Origin of the sequence: Daejeonella sp. (assembly GCF_030695525.1) — a bacterium.
In the GTDB taxonomy this organism is placed as follows: domain Bacteria; phylum Bacteroidota; class Bacteroidia; order Sphingobacteriales; family Sphingobacteriaceae; genus Daejeonella.
Genome location: NZ_JAUYSS010000009.1, coordinates 19,359 through 35,437, shown reverse-complemented (window position 1 = coordinate 35,437; position 16,079 = coordinate 19,359). Strand labels below are relative to the sequence as shown.

The following is a 16,079-nucleotide window of genomic DNA, read 5'->3' as shown; positions in this document are numbered from 1 at the left end:
TAAAACTTTAGCTTAATATGCCGGAAAAAAAGATACTGATAACCGGAGCAAGCAGGGGTTTGGGCCTGGCAATATCGAAGGCCTTATCAAAAGAATATACATTGATCTTACACGCCACACGCAAGGAGAGTTTTACCAATGTTGATCCTAAACACCACCTGCTTTGTGCTGATCTCAGCAATACAAATGAACTCAATGAATTTTGTAAACGCTTAAAAAAAGAACACGGAGATACACTTTACGGGGTCATCAATAATGCGGGCATAACATTTGATAAATCCCTGGTTTACCAGCCGGAAAATGAAATAGACAGGATGCTGCAGGTTAATTTGAAAGCACCAATCATGATCTGTAAGGCTGTCATGAAACAATTCCTTTTAAATAAACGCGGGGTAATTATCAATGTAAGTTCATGTGTTGGTGAAAGCGGAAATGCTTTTCAGGCGGTTTATTCGGCCACCAAAGCAGGTTTGGCAGCCCTGTCAAAATCTCTGGCCCGCGAAGTTTCGGCTTTGAGCGAAGAACATTCCATCAGGATCTTAAGCATAGCCCCGGGTTTTATTGAAACCGAGATGACCAATTCAGTACCTGAAAACTTCAAACAGGATTATTTAAAAGCCATACCTGCAAACCGTTTTGGTAATGTGAATGAGGTTGCAGATGTGGTTGCTTTTCTGATGTCAGACAAGGCATCATACATTAACGGAACTAACATAAATATAAATGGTGGGATATTATGATAAGGGCGTTCTTATAGAAAGCCTGTGTTCAATACATCCGAGAGAAATACTTATTGCCTACGGTCCTAAAAAGCTGCTTGTAGATAAATATCATTGGCACTCGCCCAAAAAAGGCGTTGTAGCGAGCTATACTCCCACAGATTATGATGTAGAGGACCATTTTGACATTTTCAGAGGAGTTGACCAGATAGAATCATTTGTTCAGGCTACCGCTGCTTCTTTATCCATGTTTTTGATTTGTCAGAAACATAATTGTGCGCCAATTGATTTGAAAGAAAAATCTGTCCCAAGCTTTATTAGCGTAGGCAATGTCAACTTCATGTCAGCACTTGAGAAGGGCGATACTTTTGTCATTCTGGGTAAAATAACATTTTATAAATTCAGGCAAATGGTTTGCGATGGAAGGATTTTCAGATGCCCTCCGGGATTGAACCTTGATGAGTATTTTGAAGATTTTAGCGAAGAACGTTTACTAAAATATGATCTCTCACCCGATTTTAAACTTATTTCTGATCTCTATGATATAACAGGGCGGGAAATTGACATAGAATATTTTAGAGCAAAAACAAAAAGTAAAATTTAAATGGAAAGACAAGAAATTATTGACGGTTTGATAGAGGTACTTAAAACTGTGAGAATGATAGACCCCGAAAGATTAATTGGAGTTACAGAGGAAACAGATTTTTTAGCAGATTTAAACACACCATCATCTCAAATGATCGCTATCGTCGCAAAAGTCGAGCAAAAATTTGATATTGAATTTGAGGATGATGATATTGATGATATGGGCTCAACAGTTAAGGATGTTGTTGATCTGATTTTAAAAGTTAAAGCACGTGGATAACATCCCTGGCAGAAAGGTGGCAGTAGTAGGTATGGGGGGAGCGTTTCCCACCTGCAAGGATATTTCTGAATTTAGCAGCAAGCTATTTGCTAACAAAAGTCTGATCCGCACTTTCGATGATGCTATGGCTTATGAGAAGCAGGTCAGATCCACTGTAGCAGGTTTTATCACCGAGCCAGAGATGGATCTGGAGGTAATTTGGGACTCTCTTGAAGGTATCTATCCGGAAACCTATGTGGATAAATTGAACCGGATCCCGGATGGGAACCTGGCTACTTCAGACGTAGGCAGCATCTGGTCAATGCTTGCAACACAGAATGCAATAAAAATGGCTGGCTGGTCAACAGATCTGGTCCAGTCAGAGCGAACCGGTGTGGTAATTGGCTCCGGCGGTTCAGCTAATTTGATTCTGAGAACCGGTTGGCAGAATTTTTATGTAAGTGGCAGAAAAACACGGCATTCAGGTGGTCATACTGTCGACCGAACCATGACCTATCGGGAAGCGGCCAATGTCTCGGTTCTGATAAAAAACAAAGGTGTTTGCGAAACCATTAGTTCTGCCTGCGCAACCGGACTCGGAAACATTGGCTACGCCTATCGGCTAATCAAATTCGGGCTGCAAGACCGTGCAATCACAGGCGGGGTAGAAAGCACATCACTTGAAACCTTTATTGGCTTTGATGGAATGATGGTTTTAAGCCGGGGTTTTAGTCCTGAAGAAAGCTCACGCCCATTTGATATGGCCAGAAACGGGTTTGTATGCTCATTTGGTGCAGGAATAGTAGCCCTTGAAGAATATGAACAGGCGGTAGCCCGTGGTGCTGATATCTTAGGGGTGATTGACGAATATTTTAACAATTCAGACGGCGATGGAGATATGTTCTATCCATCATTTGCCGGACAGCAAAGGTTATGGAAAGGAGTACTTGCAGGAACAGACGAAAAACCCGACGTAGTAAAGGTGCATGGTACATCTACCCCTTCCGGAGACGCAATTGAACTATTGAGTGTAGTAGATGCCTTGGGTGAAGAAGGCTATCACATATCTGCTCCAAAATCACAATTTGGTCATATGTTAGGTGGTGCCGGTTCTGTGGAATTTATAACTGCTTTACTGATGCTTAAAGAGCAAAAGGTATTGCCCTGTTTAAATTCTCCAAACCTCAACCCTGAATTGGAAACTTTCCAGAAAAGTCAGGAATGGACAGGTCCGATGAAGCCCCTGGCTGCTTACCGGCACTTACTTCCGCAAGAAAGTTTTTCAAAACCAATTAATAGCATTGTTTGTCTTAATTATGGATTTGGTGGCACCAATAGTGCCTTAAAATTGTCAAGATATGATAAATAATACTGGTAAAGTTGCAGCAATTTTTGGGGTGAGGAATGAAGAATCCATTGCTTATGATATTGCTGTGAAACTGCATCAGTCGGGTTGCAAAATTGCCTTAAGCTATGTTGAAGATACGCGTGATGAGGTGCTGTATCTGCTTGAAAAATTAGGCCTTGATACCCAACTTGCCATGCAGGTTGACGTAAGGGACGAAAATCAAATCAGCAACTTTCTGAATGCGGTATACCATACCCATGGCCCCATTGATTATATATTACATGGCGTAGCATTCGCTAACACCAAAGTACTGTGTTCGAATTTTCTTGGCAGTACAGAGCCTGTACCTGCTTACATTGATATTCCTTTCGAGGATCTGATGGATTCTTTTAATATCAGTGCATATTCCCTATTAAGGATAGCGCGGGTGGCTGAAAGTTTGTTACAGAAAAATGCATCGATCCTAACGCTTACCTATAATGCGGCTAACAGAGTTATTCCACAATATGGAGGAATGGCGATCAATAAGGCAGCTCTTGAAAATATCATGTTATACCTGGCAAACTATTTTCGCAATAAGCAGGTTCGGGTTAACGCCATTTCTGCTGGCCTGGTTATGACTACTTCATCAGGTGGAATCAATGGTGTACGCAAAATGCGTAAATTAGGCAAATACATGGCACCATTAGGGAATATTGATGCGGGTGATGTTGGGGATGCCGCTCTTTACTATTTTTCTGATCTTTCGAAAAAAGTAAGCGGCAATATTCATTTTGTGGATGGTGGATTTAATATCATGGGAGTACCAGTTTTAGATGCAGAGTGAGTTAGAAATATCTGTGAATCAAATCACTGCACAGCGAACTTTTGCTGTGGGCAATGATTTGGTACACATAGAAAATTTTAAACATTCACTATGCGATCTTTTCAAAAAAAAGGTTTACACCCCGGCAGAAATTGCCTATTGCGAAAGCTTTAGTGATTCTTTGCAACGTTATGCATCAACCTGGGCAGCTAAGGAGGCTGTGTATAAAGCCATTAAACAATTAGACGCTTCACCTCTGAGATGGAAAAAAATCGAAATTAGCAGAGCCAAAAAAGCAGGAATGCCGACGGTAGTATTACCGTCACATCTTAAAAAATTCGAGCTAAGCCTGACCATATCACATGATGCAGAGTATGCCTGGGCTTTGGCATTAATTAATGCAATAGTTTAATCCATTGACCTCACATTTTTATAATTCCGATTTTGTTGATCTCCATTATTATAAATATGGAACAGGTGAGGAGCATATGCTCTGTTTTCATGGTTTTGGCATGCATGGTAAACAGTTTCGGGAATTAGAGCCGGAATTAGGGAATAAATATACTTTTTGGGGCTTCGATCTGTTTTTTCATAAAGCCACCAGACTGAAGGATCAAAGCCTGGATGCCGTGAAAACCGGATTAACAAAAAGTGAGTTGGCCGGCCTTATTGTTGAATTTTGCAATGCACACAACATCAATCGCTTTTCGGTAATTGGCTATTCTATGGGTACCCACTATGCCACAACAGTTGTTGAAGAACTTCCCGAAATGATTAATGAATATATCGTAGCGGCGCCATCATCCATTAAACCGGGAAACATTATTAGGTTTTTTAGCAGGAGTAAATTTGGGAATAGGATCATAGAGAAAGTATCTTTGAGTAAAGATGCGATGCTTAAGCTCTTAAATATGTGCAGACGGGTTCGATTTATTGATGCCGAAGGCCATGCAATTCTTTTAAAAGAAATTGAAACACATGAATTAAGGTTTAACCTTTACGCAAGCTTAACTTATTTACGGTTTTTAACAACAGATGAAACAAAACTCATCTATTCGTTAAATAAGTATCCTATACGAAGTATTTTTATTTTTGGGCAGCGTGATAAATCATATCCGCTTAGCATTGGTAAAGCCTTTTTACCCCAAATTAAAAATGCAGAAATATTAAATTTAAATGAAGGGCATGAAATGATCAATAAAGGTTTTGCCAAAGTTTTAGGAGATTTGTTATCATGATCATTAAATCAAAACCCTTATCGCTTTTCTGGTTAAAGGTGGGGGGGTATTGCCTGACGATAATTTTCAGGATTTTTTTCTTCAATAAACTGATTATCAAGCCAGCAGATATAAAATCAGGCCATTCTTATATTTTATCAATCAATCATTTCAGTTTCGGTGATGGTTTTTTAGGGTTTTATCTGGCTTATCAGGTACTTATTAAACAGGGCAAAATGAAACGGCTCTACATAATGTCCTTAAAAAAGCAGATGGAAATGAAGTGGTGGCTAAGGCATCTTGGTTCCTTTTCTATTGAGCCCGGAAAATATTCTGTGAAAGAAAGTATGGCTTATGCTGCAGAAATATTGAATGAGCCGGGGAATTTATTGCTGTTTTTCCCACAGGGGAATCTGGAAAGCTGCCATATCAGGACCATAGAATTTCAAGATGGCATATCAGAAATAGTACCACAGATAAAAGGCAATTGCCAATTGTTATGGAGCAGCAATATTGCTGAATATTTTGAAAGCATAAAGCCATCGGTTTATTTTAATATGCTCGATTGCGGTACCGCAAAGGATTTTGATTTTGACCGGTTTAAACAAGAGATAAACCTGCATCATAAAGAATCGCTTAAAAAAAATGTACGATTCACTAAGGAAAAGGATTAACAAATTATTAAGTATAACGTGAACTCGAGATAATATTTAAAAACCGCATAGAAACATAGCATTTTATAGCTGCCAACCTTCATTTTAGAAACAGATAGCCTTGAAGCTTTGCTTCAATCTATGTTTCCTTTAAAGCATAATATAATTCAATCTATGTGGTTAGATAATTATATATCGAACTAAGGTTAAGTATTGACTTTGTTCAATTAATTAAAATCTATAAGGCTCCCTGTTACGTATCTTTAAAAAAGCAATAAAATGAACCGATATCTAAATATTTTCCCTGCACTTTCACTCATTCTGGTTTTATTCTCATGCGATGCAATTTCCCAGAAAAAAACGGATGTCAGAAAAGTGAAACTGACAGCGCCTCAGGGTAAAGCCATCGCTGCTTTTGCTGAAGGCTGTTTCTGGTGTTCTGAGCATATATTTGAGGCTGTTGTGGGTGTAGATTCAGCAGTTTCTGGGTATGCGGGAGGAAATGTACCGAACCCAACCTACGATTTGGTAAATACAGAGACAACCGGGCATGCAGAAACTGTTTTGGTATATTACAACCCTAAAGTTATCTCCTATGCAGAGCTTTGTAAGGTATTCTTTGCCTCACACGATCCAACCACACCGAATCAACAAGGTCCTGACAGAGGTTCATCCTACCGTTCCATATTGTTTTATACTGGTGCGACGGAGAAAGCTGCCGCTCAACAAGCTGTAAAAGATGCCACCAATTCGGGCAGATTCAAAAAATCAATTGTAACTGAGCTAAAACCGCTAAACGAATTCTATCGCGCAGAGGGATACCACCAGGATTATATCGAACACAATCCAAGTCAGGGATATGTTAGGGCGGTTTCTATTCCGAGATTTGAGTTGTTTAAGAAGACTTATAAGGGGAAGCTGAAGTAGGAGGACGGAAAACTGAGGTAGGAGGACTGAGGTCTGAACTCCGAAATCAGACTTCGGACCTCAGTCCTCAGACATCCCATTTGCTCATTTTCAAATTTACTAATTGATTTCTCTACCTTTGCTGAATGGATTACCAGGTACATCAGTTGCAGAACGGAATACGTGTTTTGCATAAACCAAGCCCTTCCAATATTTCACATGCCTGTATTATAATCAATGCGGGTTCCCGCGATGAAAATCCTTCCAAAGATGGCCTCGCACATTTCATTGAACACCTGCTTTTTAAGCAAACTGAAAAAAGAAATACCAATCAAATCCTTAATCGCCTCGAATTGGTTGGAGGCGATCTGAATGCCTATACCACCAAAGAATATACCTGTATTCATGCTTCTTTTTTGAAACCTCACCTGGAACGATCGCTCGACTTATTTGAGGATATTGTATTTCATTCCGTTTTTCCTGAAGAAGAAATGAAAAAGGAAAAGGAGGTTATTCTTGATGAAATATCTTCCTATCAGGATCAGCCCGACGAGGCCATCAATGATGATTTCGAAGACCTGCTTTTTGAAGGACATCCGCTGGGACGTAATATTCTGGGCACCCCGTCTACAGTACAAGGTTTTGAAAAAAAAGATATAGTCGAATTCCATAAGGCAAACTACCGCACTGATGAAATCATCATTGGTATCTGCGGGGATTATGATTTGAAAACAATTATCCGCCTCAGTGAAAAATTTTTTGGGGGAATCCCGGCCAACCTGCCTGAAAGAAAACGCGAAAAAACAGGAAAATACTCGGCGAAAAACCTGGTTTTCACTAAACCCATCAACCAGTCGCATTGCGTGATCGGTAATCGCTCCTACTCTATGCATCACAAGCATAAAACTGGCTTTCTACTACTCAATAATCTGCTGGGAGGTACCGGAATGAGCTCCAGGCTAAACCTCGAAATCCGGGAAAAATATGGCATCGCCTATACCATCGAATCAAACTACACTCCAATGAGTGACACCGGTATTTTTTCTATCTATTTTGGTACCGACAATGAAAAAACAGGAAAGGCAATAAAACTACTTGAAAAGGAATTGAGAAAACTCAGAGAGCAAAAATTGGGGCCTGTTCAACTAAGACAAGCAAAAGATAAATTTATTGGGCAGATTGCACTTGGTGAAGAAAACAGAATGGGACTGCTGATTTCGATGAGCAAAAGTCTGCTGGATTATGGCCATGTAGATTCACTGGAAGAAATATTTGCGAAAATAAATGCAGTTAGCGATTCTCAGATACTTGAAATTGCCAACGAGATGTTTGATCCGAAAGTACTGAGTTCTATGATCTTTAATCCGAAATGAAACGTACCAGATTATTTAATCATATTCAGATTGATGGGTATTCTGCGACACCGAAATATCTTCAATTAACAAACTCTATTAAAGATGCAATCCTGGCCGGTAAAATTAAAAAGGATGATCTCCTCCCTTCAATAAATGAATTAAGCTGTATTCTCGAAATTTCAAGAGATACGGCTGAAAAGGGTTACAAACACCTGAAAAGCCTGGGTATAGTCAATTCGGTTCCGGGCAAAGGCTATTACATCAGCAATGTTGATTTCAGGCAAAGACTTCGTATCTTTCTATTATTCAATAAGTTAAGTTCGCATAAGAAAATTGTTTACGATGCTTTCGTAGCTGCACTTGGTGAACATGTTGCCATCGACTTCTATATCTATAACAATGACTTTGCCCTGTTCAAAAAACTGCTTGACAATAAAAAGGAAGATTATTCACATTATGTGATCATTCCGCATTTTATTGAAGGAGGTGAAGAATCATACCGTTTGATCAATGAAATCCCTAAAGATAAACTGGTCCTCCTGGATAAATTGTTACCCGGTGTTGATGGTGAATATGCAGCAGTATATGAAAACTTCGAAAAGGATATTTACAATGCTCTGGAACAAGCAAGAGATCAACTAAGCAAATACCATACACTAAAGATCATTTTCCCGGATAAAAGCTATTTTCCCAATGAGATAATCAAAGGCTTCAACCGCTTCTGTCAGCAATATGCATTTTCCCATAAAATTGTAAATGATATCAGCACTGAACCGATTCAGGAAGGAGAAGTGTTCATTAATCTGATGGAAGCAGATCTGGTTACATTGATTGAGCGAATCATCTCTTTAAAACTCAAGGTTGGGAAGCAGGTCGGGGTAATATCCTACAATGAAACTCCCCTTAAAAAAGTTATTCTAAACGGAATTACTACCATTTCAACCGATTTTTCAAAAATGGGTGAACTGGCTGCACAATTAATTTTAAGCAATTCGCATGCTCATGCCGAAGTTCCCTTCCATCTTACGCTAAGGCCCTCACTTTAGAATATTTTAGCCTTATTAAATAATTGTCTAATCTTAACGTTAACTCGACATAATATTTTAAAACCGCATAGAAACATAGCACTATATAGCCTCAAACCTTCATTTTAGACGCAGATAGCCTTGAAGCTTCGCTTCAATCTATATGATTTACATTCTATGTTTCCTTTAAAGCTTAATATAAGTCAATCTATGTGGTTAAATATTTATATATCGAACTAGCATTATATAATTAAAGCTATCCCACTTGCATGACAGTGCATGACAGCTGGGCACTAACTATTCAATAATTTTAGATAAAATCACAATTCCTTAAACCCGATTCATGCAAGCAATTTTAGGTGTTATTTTTCATTTAATTGGGGGAGCCGCATCCGGCAGTTTTTACCTTCCATTTAAGAAAGTTAAAGGCTGGTCCTGGGAAAGCTACTGGATAATTGGCGGTCTTTTTTCATGGCTTATTGTACCCCCGCTCGCAGCCTACCTCACCATTCCTGCATTTGCTGAGATTATCAGCAATACCGAAAGCTCCATTTTAAAGGTTACCTTCATTATGGGTTTGTTATGGGGAATTGGTGGTCTAACCTACGGACTTGGTGTTCGTTACCTTGGTATGTCCCTCGGAAACTCTGTTGTTCTGGGATTCTGTTCCGCTCTGGGTTCATTACTGCCACCGGTATTTTATGATTTGTATCCGCAAGCCGGAAAGGTCAGTTTTACCCAAATGCTTAATGATGAAGGTGGCCGCATCGTACTACTTGGTGTTCTGGTCTGTCTTTTTGGAATTTTCCTATGTGGCCGTGCCGGGATGCTGAAAGAACGGGAATTAAGTGAGGAGACCAAAAAAGAAAGTATTCAGGAGTTCAATTTGGTAAAAGGTCTGATTGTTGCGATCATTTCGGGAGTTTTAAGTGCCTGCTTCAATTTCGGAATTGAAGCCGGAAAACCAATGGCAGATGCTGCAAACACCCTATGGAAAAGCGCCAATCCAACTGAAACAACTGAGTTCCTCTTTCAAAATAATGTAACCTATGTGGTGCTTTTATGGGGAGGTTTAGCAACCAACCTGATCTGGTGTATGATTTTGAATACCCGAAACAAAACATTTGGTGATTATGCCAATAAAAAGACTCCACTCCTCAAAAATTATTTATTTTCGGCAATAGCAGGTACAACCTGGTTTTTACAATTCTTTTTTTACGGCATGGGAGAAAGCAAACTGGGAAACGGAGCAAGCTCCTGGATCCTGCACATGGCCTTCATTATCCTGATTGCAAATATGTGGGGGCTGTTGTTAAAAGAATGGACCGCAGTCAGCAAAAAAACATTTTCAACCTTTATTATGGGAATTATCACGATCATTCTTTCAGTATTACTGGTAGGATATGGAAATTCCATATAATTAAAACCAATTCAATATGGACCAATCAAATTTTAAACACGTCAGTTACCTCTGGGATGATGCTGTAGCAGCTAAACTTGCAGGAGATGAAGTAGGATTACTTATTTACAGATCCAATATTTTAGGTGCAGACCTGCGATTAACCAATTATGGAGGTGGAAATACATCCTGCAAAGTGATGGCTAAAGATCCGCTGACAGGGATAGAAACAGAGATCATGTGGATCAAGGGATCGGGCGGGGATATCGGAACTTTAAAGAAAAGTGGACTTGCAGCACTATATAATGATCGTCTGCGTAATCTGAAAAATATCTACCGCGGACTAGAGCATGAAGATGAGATGGTAGAATTGTTTAACCACTGCATTTATGATCTGAACTCGAAAGCGCCGTCCATTGATACACCCCTGCATGGCTTTCTTCCATTCAAACATATCGACCATCTACATCCTGATGCGGCGATCGCAATTGCTGCAGCAAAAGATGGAAAGAAGATCACTGCAGAGCTTTTTGACAATAAAATTGGCTGGGTTGACTGGAGAAAACCGGGTTTTGAACTGGGTTTAGAGCTTAAAGCCTGCCTGGATAATAACCCTGGAATTAAGGGAATTATGTTAGGTTCTCATGGCTTGTTCACCTGGGGTGATACCGCATACGAATCTTATATAAATACCCTGGAGGTGGTTGAAAAATGTGCAGAATTCATTGAGGAAAGCGTAAGAAAAAATGGAAGTGTTTTTGGCGGGAAGAAAATTGATGGCCTTGCCGGACAGCAAAGGAAAGAACAGGCAGCGAAAATTGCTCCTGTTTTACGCGGACTCTGTTCTTCAGAACGCTCCATGATCGGACACTTTACAGATGATCCGAGAGTTTTAGAATTTATCAATTCCAATGATCTGGATCGCCTGGCTCCAATGGGAACCAGCTGCCCTGATCACTTTTTAAGAACGAAGATCAGTCCGTTGATACTCGATCTTAAGCCTGATACAGACCTTAGCAATCCGAAGGAACTCATCACAAAGCTTCAGCCACTTTTTGAAGCTTACCGAAAAATGTATGCAGAATACTACAATACATGCAAGCATCCAAACTCACCGGCAATTCGGGATTCAAATCCGGTAATTATTCTTTACCCGGGAGTCGGACTATTCTCTTTCTCCAAAGACAAGCAAACAGCCCGAGTAGCTGCAGAATTCTATACTAATGCAATCAATGTGATGCGCGGAGCAGAGGCAATTTCTGAATACACCTCACTTCCAAGACAGGAGGCATTCAATATTGAATACTGGTTACTCGAAGAGGCAAAATTGCAGCGAATGCCAAAACCAAAATCATTAAGTGGCAAAATTGCATTGGTTACAGGAAGTGCAGGCGGCATTGGGAAAGCAATCTCAAGAAAATTTGTTGAGGAGGGGGCAGTAGTCATTCTGAACGATCTGGATCAGGATCGATTGGAAGGTGCGGGAGCTCAGTTCATGAAAGAATTCGGCCGCGACAGCTATACTACAGTACAACTTAATGTTACTGAGGATAGCGATATAAAAAATGCTTTTGCCCAGGCCGCTCTGAGCTTTGGAGGAATAGATATCGTGGTAAATTGTGCCGGTTTGTCAATTTCAAAACCAATCGAAGAACATACCGACAAGGATTGGGATCTGCTTTATGATGTGTTGGTGAAAGGTCAGTTTAAAATCACTCAGGAGGCCGTAAATACAATGAGAAAACAGAGTATGGGCGGAGATATCCTCAATATTGTGAGTAAAAATGCATTGGTTTCAGGCCCGAATAATGCAGGTTATGGCTCAGCAAAAGCAGCTCAATTACACCTGAGTCGTTTGAATGCTGCAGAACTTGGCCCGGATAAGATCCGTGTCAATGTGGTAAACCCGGATGCAGTGATCGCCGACAGTAAAATCTGGGAGGGTGCATGGGCCGAGGGAAGAGCAAAAGCCTATGGCGTTACTGTTGCTGAACTCCCTGCATTTTATGCAAAGCGTACCCTTCTGAATGAAACCATTTTACCAGAAGATATTGCCAATGCATGCTACGCCTTTGTGGGAGGTTTGTTAAGCAAATCAACAGGAAATGTCTTGAATGTGGATGGTGGGGTAGCAATGGCTTTTGTGAGATAAGAGCATTAATAAATAGAAAACATGAAGCTTGACGACCGCATAATTGCTCAGCACAATCAAAAATCAGTAGATATTCACAAATCAAAATTTGAGTTTTTAATAACACAAGTTGATTATAGTGAGTCTATTATATCAAAATTAATCGATTTCCAAATTGCCATTCCAAGCTGGGCATTAGGAAATGGGGGTACCCGTTTCGGAAGATTTGCCGGAGGTGGTGAACCCAGAAACCTGGAAGAAAAGATTGAAGATGTAGGTTTGATGCATAAGCTGAACCGATCAGCAAATGCGATTTCACTGCATATTCCATGGGATATTCCTAAAGACTATCAGGCGATCCGGGATCTGGCAAAAGCACATGATTTGCGTTTTGATGCGATGAACTCCAATACCTTCCAGGATCAGAAGGGACAAGAGAAAAGTTATAAATATGGTTCATTGCAGCATGTAGATACCGCCGTGAGAAAGCAGGCCATTGATCATAATATTGAGGTCATCAAGCATGGCATCGAGCTGGGCTCAAAATCCTTAACTGTTTGGCTGGCTGATGGTTCCTGCTTCCCGGGCCAGTTAAATTTCAGAACTGCTTTTCAAAATACGCTGGAGAGTCTGAAAGAAATTTATGCTGCTTTGCCATCCGACTGGAAAATGTTTGTGGAATACAAAGCCTATGAGCCAAATTTCTATTCAACTACCGTTGGCGACTGGGGTCAATCACTTTTATATGCCAGTAAATTAGGGCCAAAAGCTTATACATTGGTCGATTTGGGTCATCATTTACCAAATGCAAACATTGAACAGATCGTTTCCCTACTCTTAATGGAGGGAAAACTGGGAGGTTTTCACTTTAATGATTCCAAATATGGGGATGATGACCTCACTGCTGGCAGTATCAAGCCTTACCAACTTTTCCTGATCTTCAATGAACTGATTGAAGGAATGGATGATCGTAAAATGAACCATGCTACAGATCTGGGCTGGATGATCGATGCATCACATAATGTTAAAGATCCGCTCGAAGATCTTTTGCAGTCAGTTGAAGCAATTATGATCGCCTATACTCAGGCATTATTAGTAGACCGGAAAGCACTCAGGGAAGCACAGTTGAAAAACGATGTAGCCCGTGCACAAGAAATTTTACAGGATAGTTTCCGTACGGATGTTAGGCCATTGGTCGCTGAGGCACGCTTACGCTCCGGAGGAGCATTAAACCCAATTAGCTTATTCCGCGAACTGAATGTTCGTGCAGAACTGATCAGGGAAAGAGGCATGAAGACTGCCGCTACAGGATTATAATCTATATTAATCAGGAAAATAACATTCAAACATGCAGTTACCGGTAATAGCCGTATTTGATATCGGAAAAACGAACAAAAAACTGCTCCTTTTTGATGAACAGCTAAAGATCGTTTTTGAACATGCTGATCAGTTTGCCGAAAGCAAAGATGAAGATGGATTTCCCTGTGATGATCTGGAGAAACTGAACAATTTTGTGTTCGAATCGCTTCATAAAGTTCTGTCTAAGTCGCAATTCAAACTGAAAGGGCTCAATTTCACCGCCTATGGAGCCAGTTTTGTCTATATTGATGAATCCGGAAAACCACTCAGTCCATTATACAATTACCTGAAACCTTATCCTGAAGAGCTGCTGGAGCAGTTTTATTTGGCCTATGGAGGCAAGACTGAATTCGCAAAAGAAACCGCATCACCGGTACTTGGAAGCCTGAATTCGGGCATGCAGCTCTATCGCATCAAATACGAGCGCAATGACTTGCTGAAACAGATCAGATACGCTTTGCATTTACCTCAATATCTGAGTTTCCTGATCAGCGGAAAATGCTATTCCGACATAACCAGTATCGGTTGCCACACCAATCTCTGGGATTTCAGCAAAAACAATTACCATTACTGGCTTGAGAATGAGGGCTTGATTGATAAACTCGCACCCATTTTACCTTCAGATTCGGTAATTAAAACAAGTTTTGAAGGTCATAGTTTTGATGTGGGTATCGGATTGCATGACAGCTCGGCGGCATTAATTCCATATCTGGTAAATTTTAAAGAACCATTCCTGCTGATTTCAACAGGTACCTGGTGCATCAGCTTAAACCCTTTTAATGCGAGTCCTTTAAGTACTTTTGAACTTGAATCAGATTGTCTTTGTTACCTGCACTATCAGGGTAAACCTGTCAAGGCCTCCCGTCTTTTTGCTGGGAATGAGCATGAACAGGAACTGAACAGAATTTCCCAGTACTTTTCAAAGCCAAAATCAAGATATAAACAGATGAATTTTGATTCTGCTTTTTTAACTCTCTTAAATCAGGAAGAGGTTTACTCAGGAAATGATCTCGCATCCTATGCATCTGATACAGAAGCTTATCACCGGCTGATGATTCACATCATTAAACAGCAAAAAATATCCAGCGGGCTGGTCATAAAAGGTTCGGACGTCAAACGAATTTTTGTGGATGGGGGATTCAGTAAAAACTCTATCTACATGAATCTTTTGTCTATTGTTTTTCCCGGGATGGAAGTCTTTGCTGCTTCAATGGCACAGTCGACCGCAATGGGTGCCGCACTGGCAATTCATCATAGTTTTGGTAATAAGGATATCCCTAATGACCTGATCGAATTAAAATTTTATTCAGCAAAATAAATCAGCATGAAAAATATTGTTTCCTTTAAAATGAAACTGAAACCGGGTTATAAAGAGGAGTATAAACGCCGTCACGACCAGATCTGGCCAGAACTCAGCGCTCTTTTAAGCGATGCAGGAATCAACAATTACTCCATCTTCCTGGATGAAGAAACCAATATACTGTTTGCCGTTCAAACCCTATCCGGTAATAATAACTCACAGGATCTGAGCAAAACCGAAATCGTTAAGAAATGGTGGGCTTATATGGCCGATATCATGGATACCAATGAGGATAATTCGCCTGTAAGCAGGCCTTTGCAGATGATGTTCCACATGGAGTAGACAAGCCCTGAAGCTCCTTTATCAGCTAATTAGACCGGCCTGAAACACTGTAATTTGCTATATAGGGGAAAGAAGGCTATTTTTGCAAAATGAAATTGCCCATCATCGCCTACGGAGATTCCGTTTTACGTAAGAAAGGAACAGAAATCACAAAAGATTATCCTGAATTGAACAATCTTATTGAGAATATGTTCGAGACCATGTATGGCGCTCATGGGGTAGGACTTGCAGCCCCGCAGGTTGGTTTATCGATTCGTCTTTTTGTAGTAGATGCCACCTCATTTGCTGAAGATGAACCGGCTTTAAAAGATTTTAAGAAAACTTTTATCAATGCTAAAATCATTGAAGAAAGTGGTAATAAATGGTCATTTAATGAAGGTTGTCTCAGTATCCCGGATATCCGCGAAGATATCGACCGACATGAAAGCCTGACCATTTCCTATTATGATGAAAATTGGAATCATTACGAGGAAACATACAAGGGATTAGCTGCCCGTATCATCCAGCATGAATATGATCATATCGAAGGAAAACTCTTTGTCGATAAATTAAGCCCGCTTCGCAAAGCCATGCTTAACAACAAACTCAGTTCCATATCAAAAGGAATTGTAAAGGTGGAATATAAAATGAAGTTTCCTGCGTTAAAGAAAGGTAGGAGATAGGATGATAGGATTAA

17 protein-coding genes are annotated in these 16,079 nt (G+C 40.2%); all 17 read left to right on the top strand.

The window, feature by feature from the left end:
* The first annotated feature begins 17 nt into the window (after positions 1–17).
* Complete coding sequence (locus Q8S11_RS01340) at positions 18–740, top strand: SDR family NAD(P)-dependent oxidoreductase (RefSeq protein ID WP_305660275.1); 723 nt, start codon at positions 18–20, stop codon at positions 738–740.
* On the top strand, positions 724–1,323 hold the full coding sequence (locus Q8S11_RS01335; protein ID WP_305660274.1) for a hypothetical protein: 600 nt from the start codon (positions 724–726) through the stop codon (positions 1,321–1,323). The genes Q8S11_RS01340 and Q8S11_RS01335 overlap by 17 nt, the downstream gene beginning before the upstream one ends.
* Positions 1,324–1,584, top strand: coding sequence for a phosphopantetheine-binding protein (locus Q8S11_RS01330; protein WP_305660273.1), 261 nt, complete (start codon positions 1,324–1,326; stop codon positions 1,582–1,584).
* Positions 1,577–2,932: a beta-ketoacyl synthase gene (locus Q8S11_RS01325; protein WP_305660272.1), complete on the top strand. Its 1,356-nt coding sequence runs from the start codon at positions 1,577–1,579 to the stop codon at positions 2,930–2,932. Before Q8S11_RS01330 ends, Q8S11_RS01325 begins: the two co-directional genes overlap by 8 nt.
* Positions 2,922–3,737: an enoyl-ACP reductase gene (locus tag Q8S11_RS01320; protein ID WP_305660271.1), complete on the top strand. Its 816-nt coding sequence runs from the start codon at positions 2,922–2,924 to the stop codon at positions 3,735–3,737. The genes Q8S11_RS01325 and Q8S11_RS01320 overlap by 11 nt, the downstream gene beginning before the upstream one ends.
* 13 nt (positions 3,738–3,750) lie before the next feature.
* On the top strand, positions 3,751–4,128 hold the full coding sequence (locus tag Q8S11_RS01315) for a holo-ACP synthase (RefSeq protein ID WP_305660270.1): 378 nt from the start codon (positions 3,751–3,753) through the stop codon (positions 4,126–4,128).
* 4 nt (positions 4,129–4,132) lie between these two features.
* The gene (locus tag Q8S11_RS01310) at positions 4,133–4,954 is read left to right on the top strand and encodes an alpha/beta fold hydrolase (protein WP_305660269.1); all 822 of its coding nucleotides are present in this window, start codon (positions 4,133–4,135) and stop codon (positions 4,952–4,954) included.
* Positions 4,951–5,607, top strand: a complete 657-nt coding sequence (locus tag Q8S11_RS01305; protein WP_305660268.1) for a 1-acyl-sn-glycerol-3-phosphate acyltransferase — start codon at positions 4,951–4,953, stop codon at positions 5,605–5,607. The genes Q8S11_RS01310 and Q8S11_RS01305 overlap by 4 nt, the downstream gene beginning before the upstream one ends.
* A 258-nt stretch (positions 5,608–5,865) precedes the next feature.
* Entirely contained in the window at positions 5,866–6,513 is a 648-nt protein-coding gene (gene msrA, locus Q8S11_RS01300) for a peptide-methionine (S)-S-oxide reductase MsrA (protein ID WP_305660267.1), read from the top strand.
* Positions 6,514–6,638: 125 nt separating this feature from the next.
* On the top strand, positions 6,639–7,865 hold the full coding sequence (locus Q8S11_RS01295) for a pitrilysin family protein (protein WP_305660266.1): 1,227 nt from the start codon (positions 6,639–6,641) through the stop codon (positions 7,863–7,865).
* Entirely contained in the window at positions 7,862–8,893 is a 1,032-nt protein-coding gene (locus Q8S11_RS01290) for a GntR family transcriptional regulator (RefSeq protein ID WP_305660265.1), read from the top strand. Before Q8S11_RS01295 ends, Q8S11_RS01290 begins: the two co-directional genes overlap by 4 nt.
* Before the next feature lie 322 nt (positions 8,894–9,215).
* Complete coding sequence (gene rhaT, locus Q8S11_RS01285) at positions 9,216–10,292, top strand: L-rhamnose/proton symporter RhaT (RefSeq protein ID WP_305660264.1); 1,077 nt, start codon at positions 9,216–9,218, stop codon at positions 10,290–10,292.
* A 16-nt stretch (positions 10,293–10,308) separates the two neighbouring features.
* Positions 10,309–12,423 (top strand): bifunctional aldolase/short-chain dehydrogenase, encoded by a 2,115-nt coding sequence (locus Q8S11_RS01280; protein ID WP_305660263.1) that lies wholly within the window; start codon positions 10,309–10,311, stop codon positions 12,421–12,423.
* A 21-nt stretch (positions 12,424–12,444) separates the two neighbouring features.
* Positions 12,445–13,719 carry a sugar isomerase gene (locus tag Q8S11_RS01275; protein WP_305660262.1) on the top strand — a complete coding sequence of 425 codons (1,275 nt, stop codon included), beginning with the start codon at positions 12,445–12,447 and terminating at the stop codon, positions 13,717–13,719.
* A 31-nt stretch (positions 13,720–13,750) separates the two neighbouring features.
* Complete coding sequence (locus Q8S11_RS01270) at positions 13,751–15,079, top strand: FGGY-family carbohydrate kinase (RefSeq protein WP_305660261.1); 1,329 nt, start codon at positions 13,751–13,753, stop codon at positions 15,077–15,079.
* Between the two features lie 6 nt (positions 15,080–15,085).
* Positions 15,086–15,403, top strand: coding sequence for an L-rhamnose mutarotase (rhaM, locus tag Q8S11_RS01265; RefSeq protein ID WP_305660260.1), 318 nt, complete (start codon positions 15,086–15,088; stop codon positions 15,401–15,403).
* A gap of 89 nt (positions 15,404–15,492) precedes the next feature.
* A complete protein-coding gene (def, locus tag Q8S11_RS01260) occupies positions 15,493–16,065 on the top strand; it encodes a peptide deformylase (protein WP_305660259.1) in 573 nt (190 codons plus the stop codon).
* Positions 16,066–16,079 lie beyond the last annotated feature (14 nt).

Excerpts from the sequence above, each read along its gene's own strand:
- msrA (WP_305660267.1), top strand. The coding sequence starts at position 5,866 with ATGAACCGATATCTAAATATTTTCCCTGCACTTTCACTCATTCTGGTT.
- rhaM (WP_305660260.1), top strand. The coding sequence starts at position 15,086 with ATGAAAAATATTGTTTCCTTTAAAATGAAACTGAAACCGGGTTATAAA.
- Q8S11_RS01275 (WP_305660262.1), top strand. The coding sequence starts at position 12,445 with ATGAAGCTTGACGACCGCATAATTGCTCAGCACAATCAAAAATCAGTA.
- Q8S11_RS01330 (WP_305660273.1), top strand. The coding sequence starts at position 1,324 with ATGGAAAGACAAGAAATTATTGACGGTTTGATAGAGGTACTTAAAACT.
- Q8S11_RS01320 (WP_305660271.1), top strand. The coding sequence starts at position 2,922 with ATGATAAATAATACTGGTAAAGTTGCAGCAATTTTTGGGGTGAGGAAT.
- Q8S11_RS01335 (WP_305660274.1), top strand. The coding sequence starts at position 724 with ATGGTGGGATATTATGATAAGGGCGTTCTTATAGAAAGCCTGTGTTCA.
- Q8S11_RS01290 (WP_305660265.1), top strand. The coding sequence starts at position 7,862 with ATGAAACGTACCAGATTATTTAATCATATTCAGATTGATGGGTATTCT.
- Q8S11_RS01295 (WP_305660266.1), top strand. The coding sequence starts at position 6,639 with ATGGATTACCAGGTACATCAGTTGCAGAACGGAATACGTGTTTTGCAT.
- Q8S11_RS01340 (WP_305660275.1), top strand. The coding sequence starts at position 18 with ATGCCGGAAAAAAAGATACTGATAACCGGAGCAAGCAGGGGTTTGGGC.
- Q8S11_RS01280 (WP_305660263.1), top strand. The coding sequence starts at position 10,309 with ATGGACCAATCAAATTTTAAACACGTCAGTTACCTCTGGGATGATGCT.
- rhaT (WP_305660264.1), top strand. The coding sequence starts at position 9,216 with ATGCAAGCAATTTTAGGTGTTATTTTTCATTTAATTGGGGGAGCCGCA.
- def (WP_305660259.1), top strand. The coding sequence starts at position 15,493 with ATGAAATTGCCCATCATCGCCTACGGAGATTCCGTTTTACGTAAGAAA.
- Q8S11_RS01305 (WP_305660268.1), top strand. The coding sequence starts at position 4,951 with ATGATCATTAAATCAAAACCCTTATCGCTTTTCTGGTTAAAGGTGGGG.
- Q8S11_RS01270 (WP_305660261.1), top strand. The coding sequence starts at position 13,751 with ATGCAGTTACCGGTAATAGCCGTATTTGATATCGGAAAAACGAACAAA.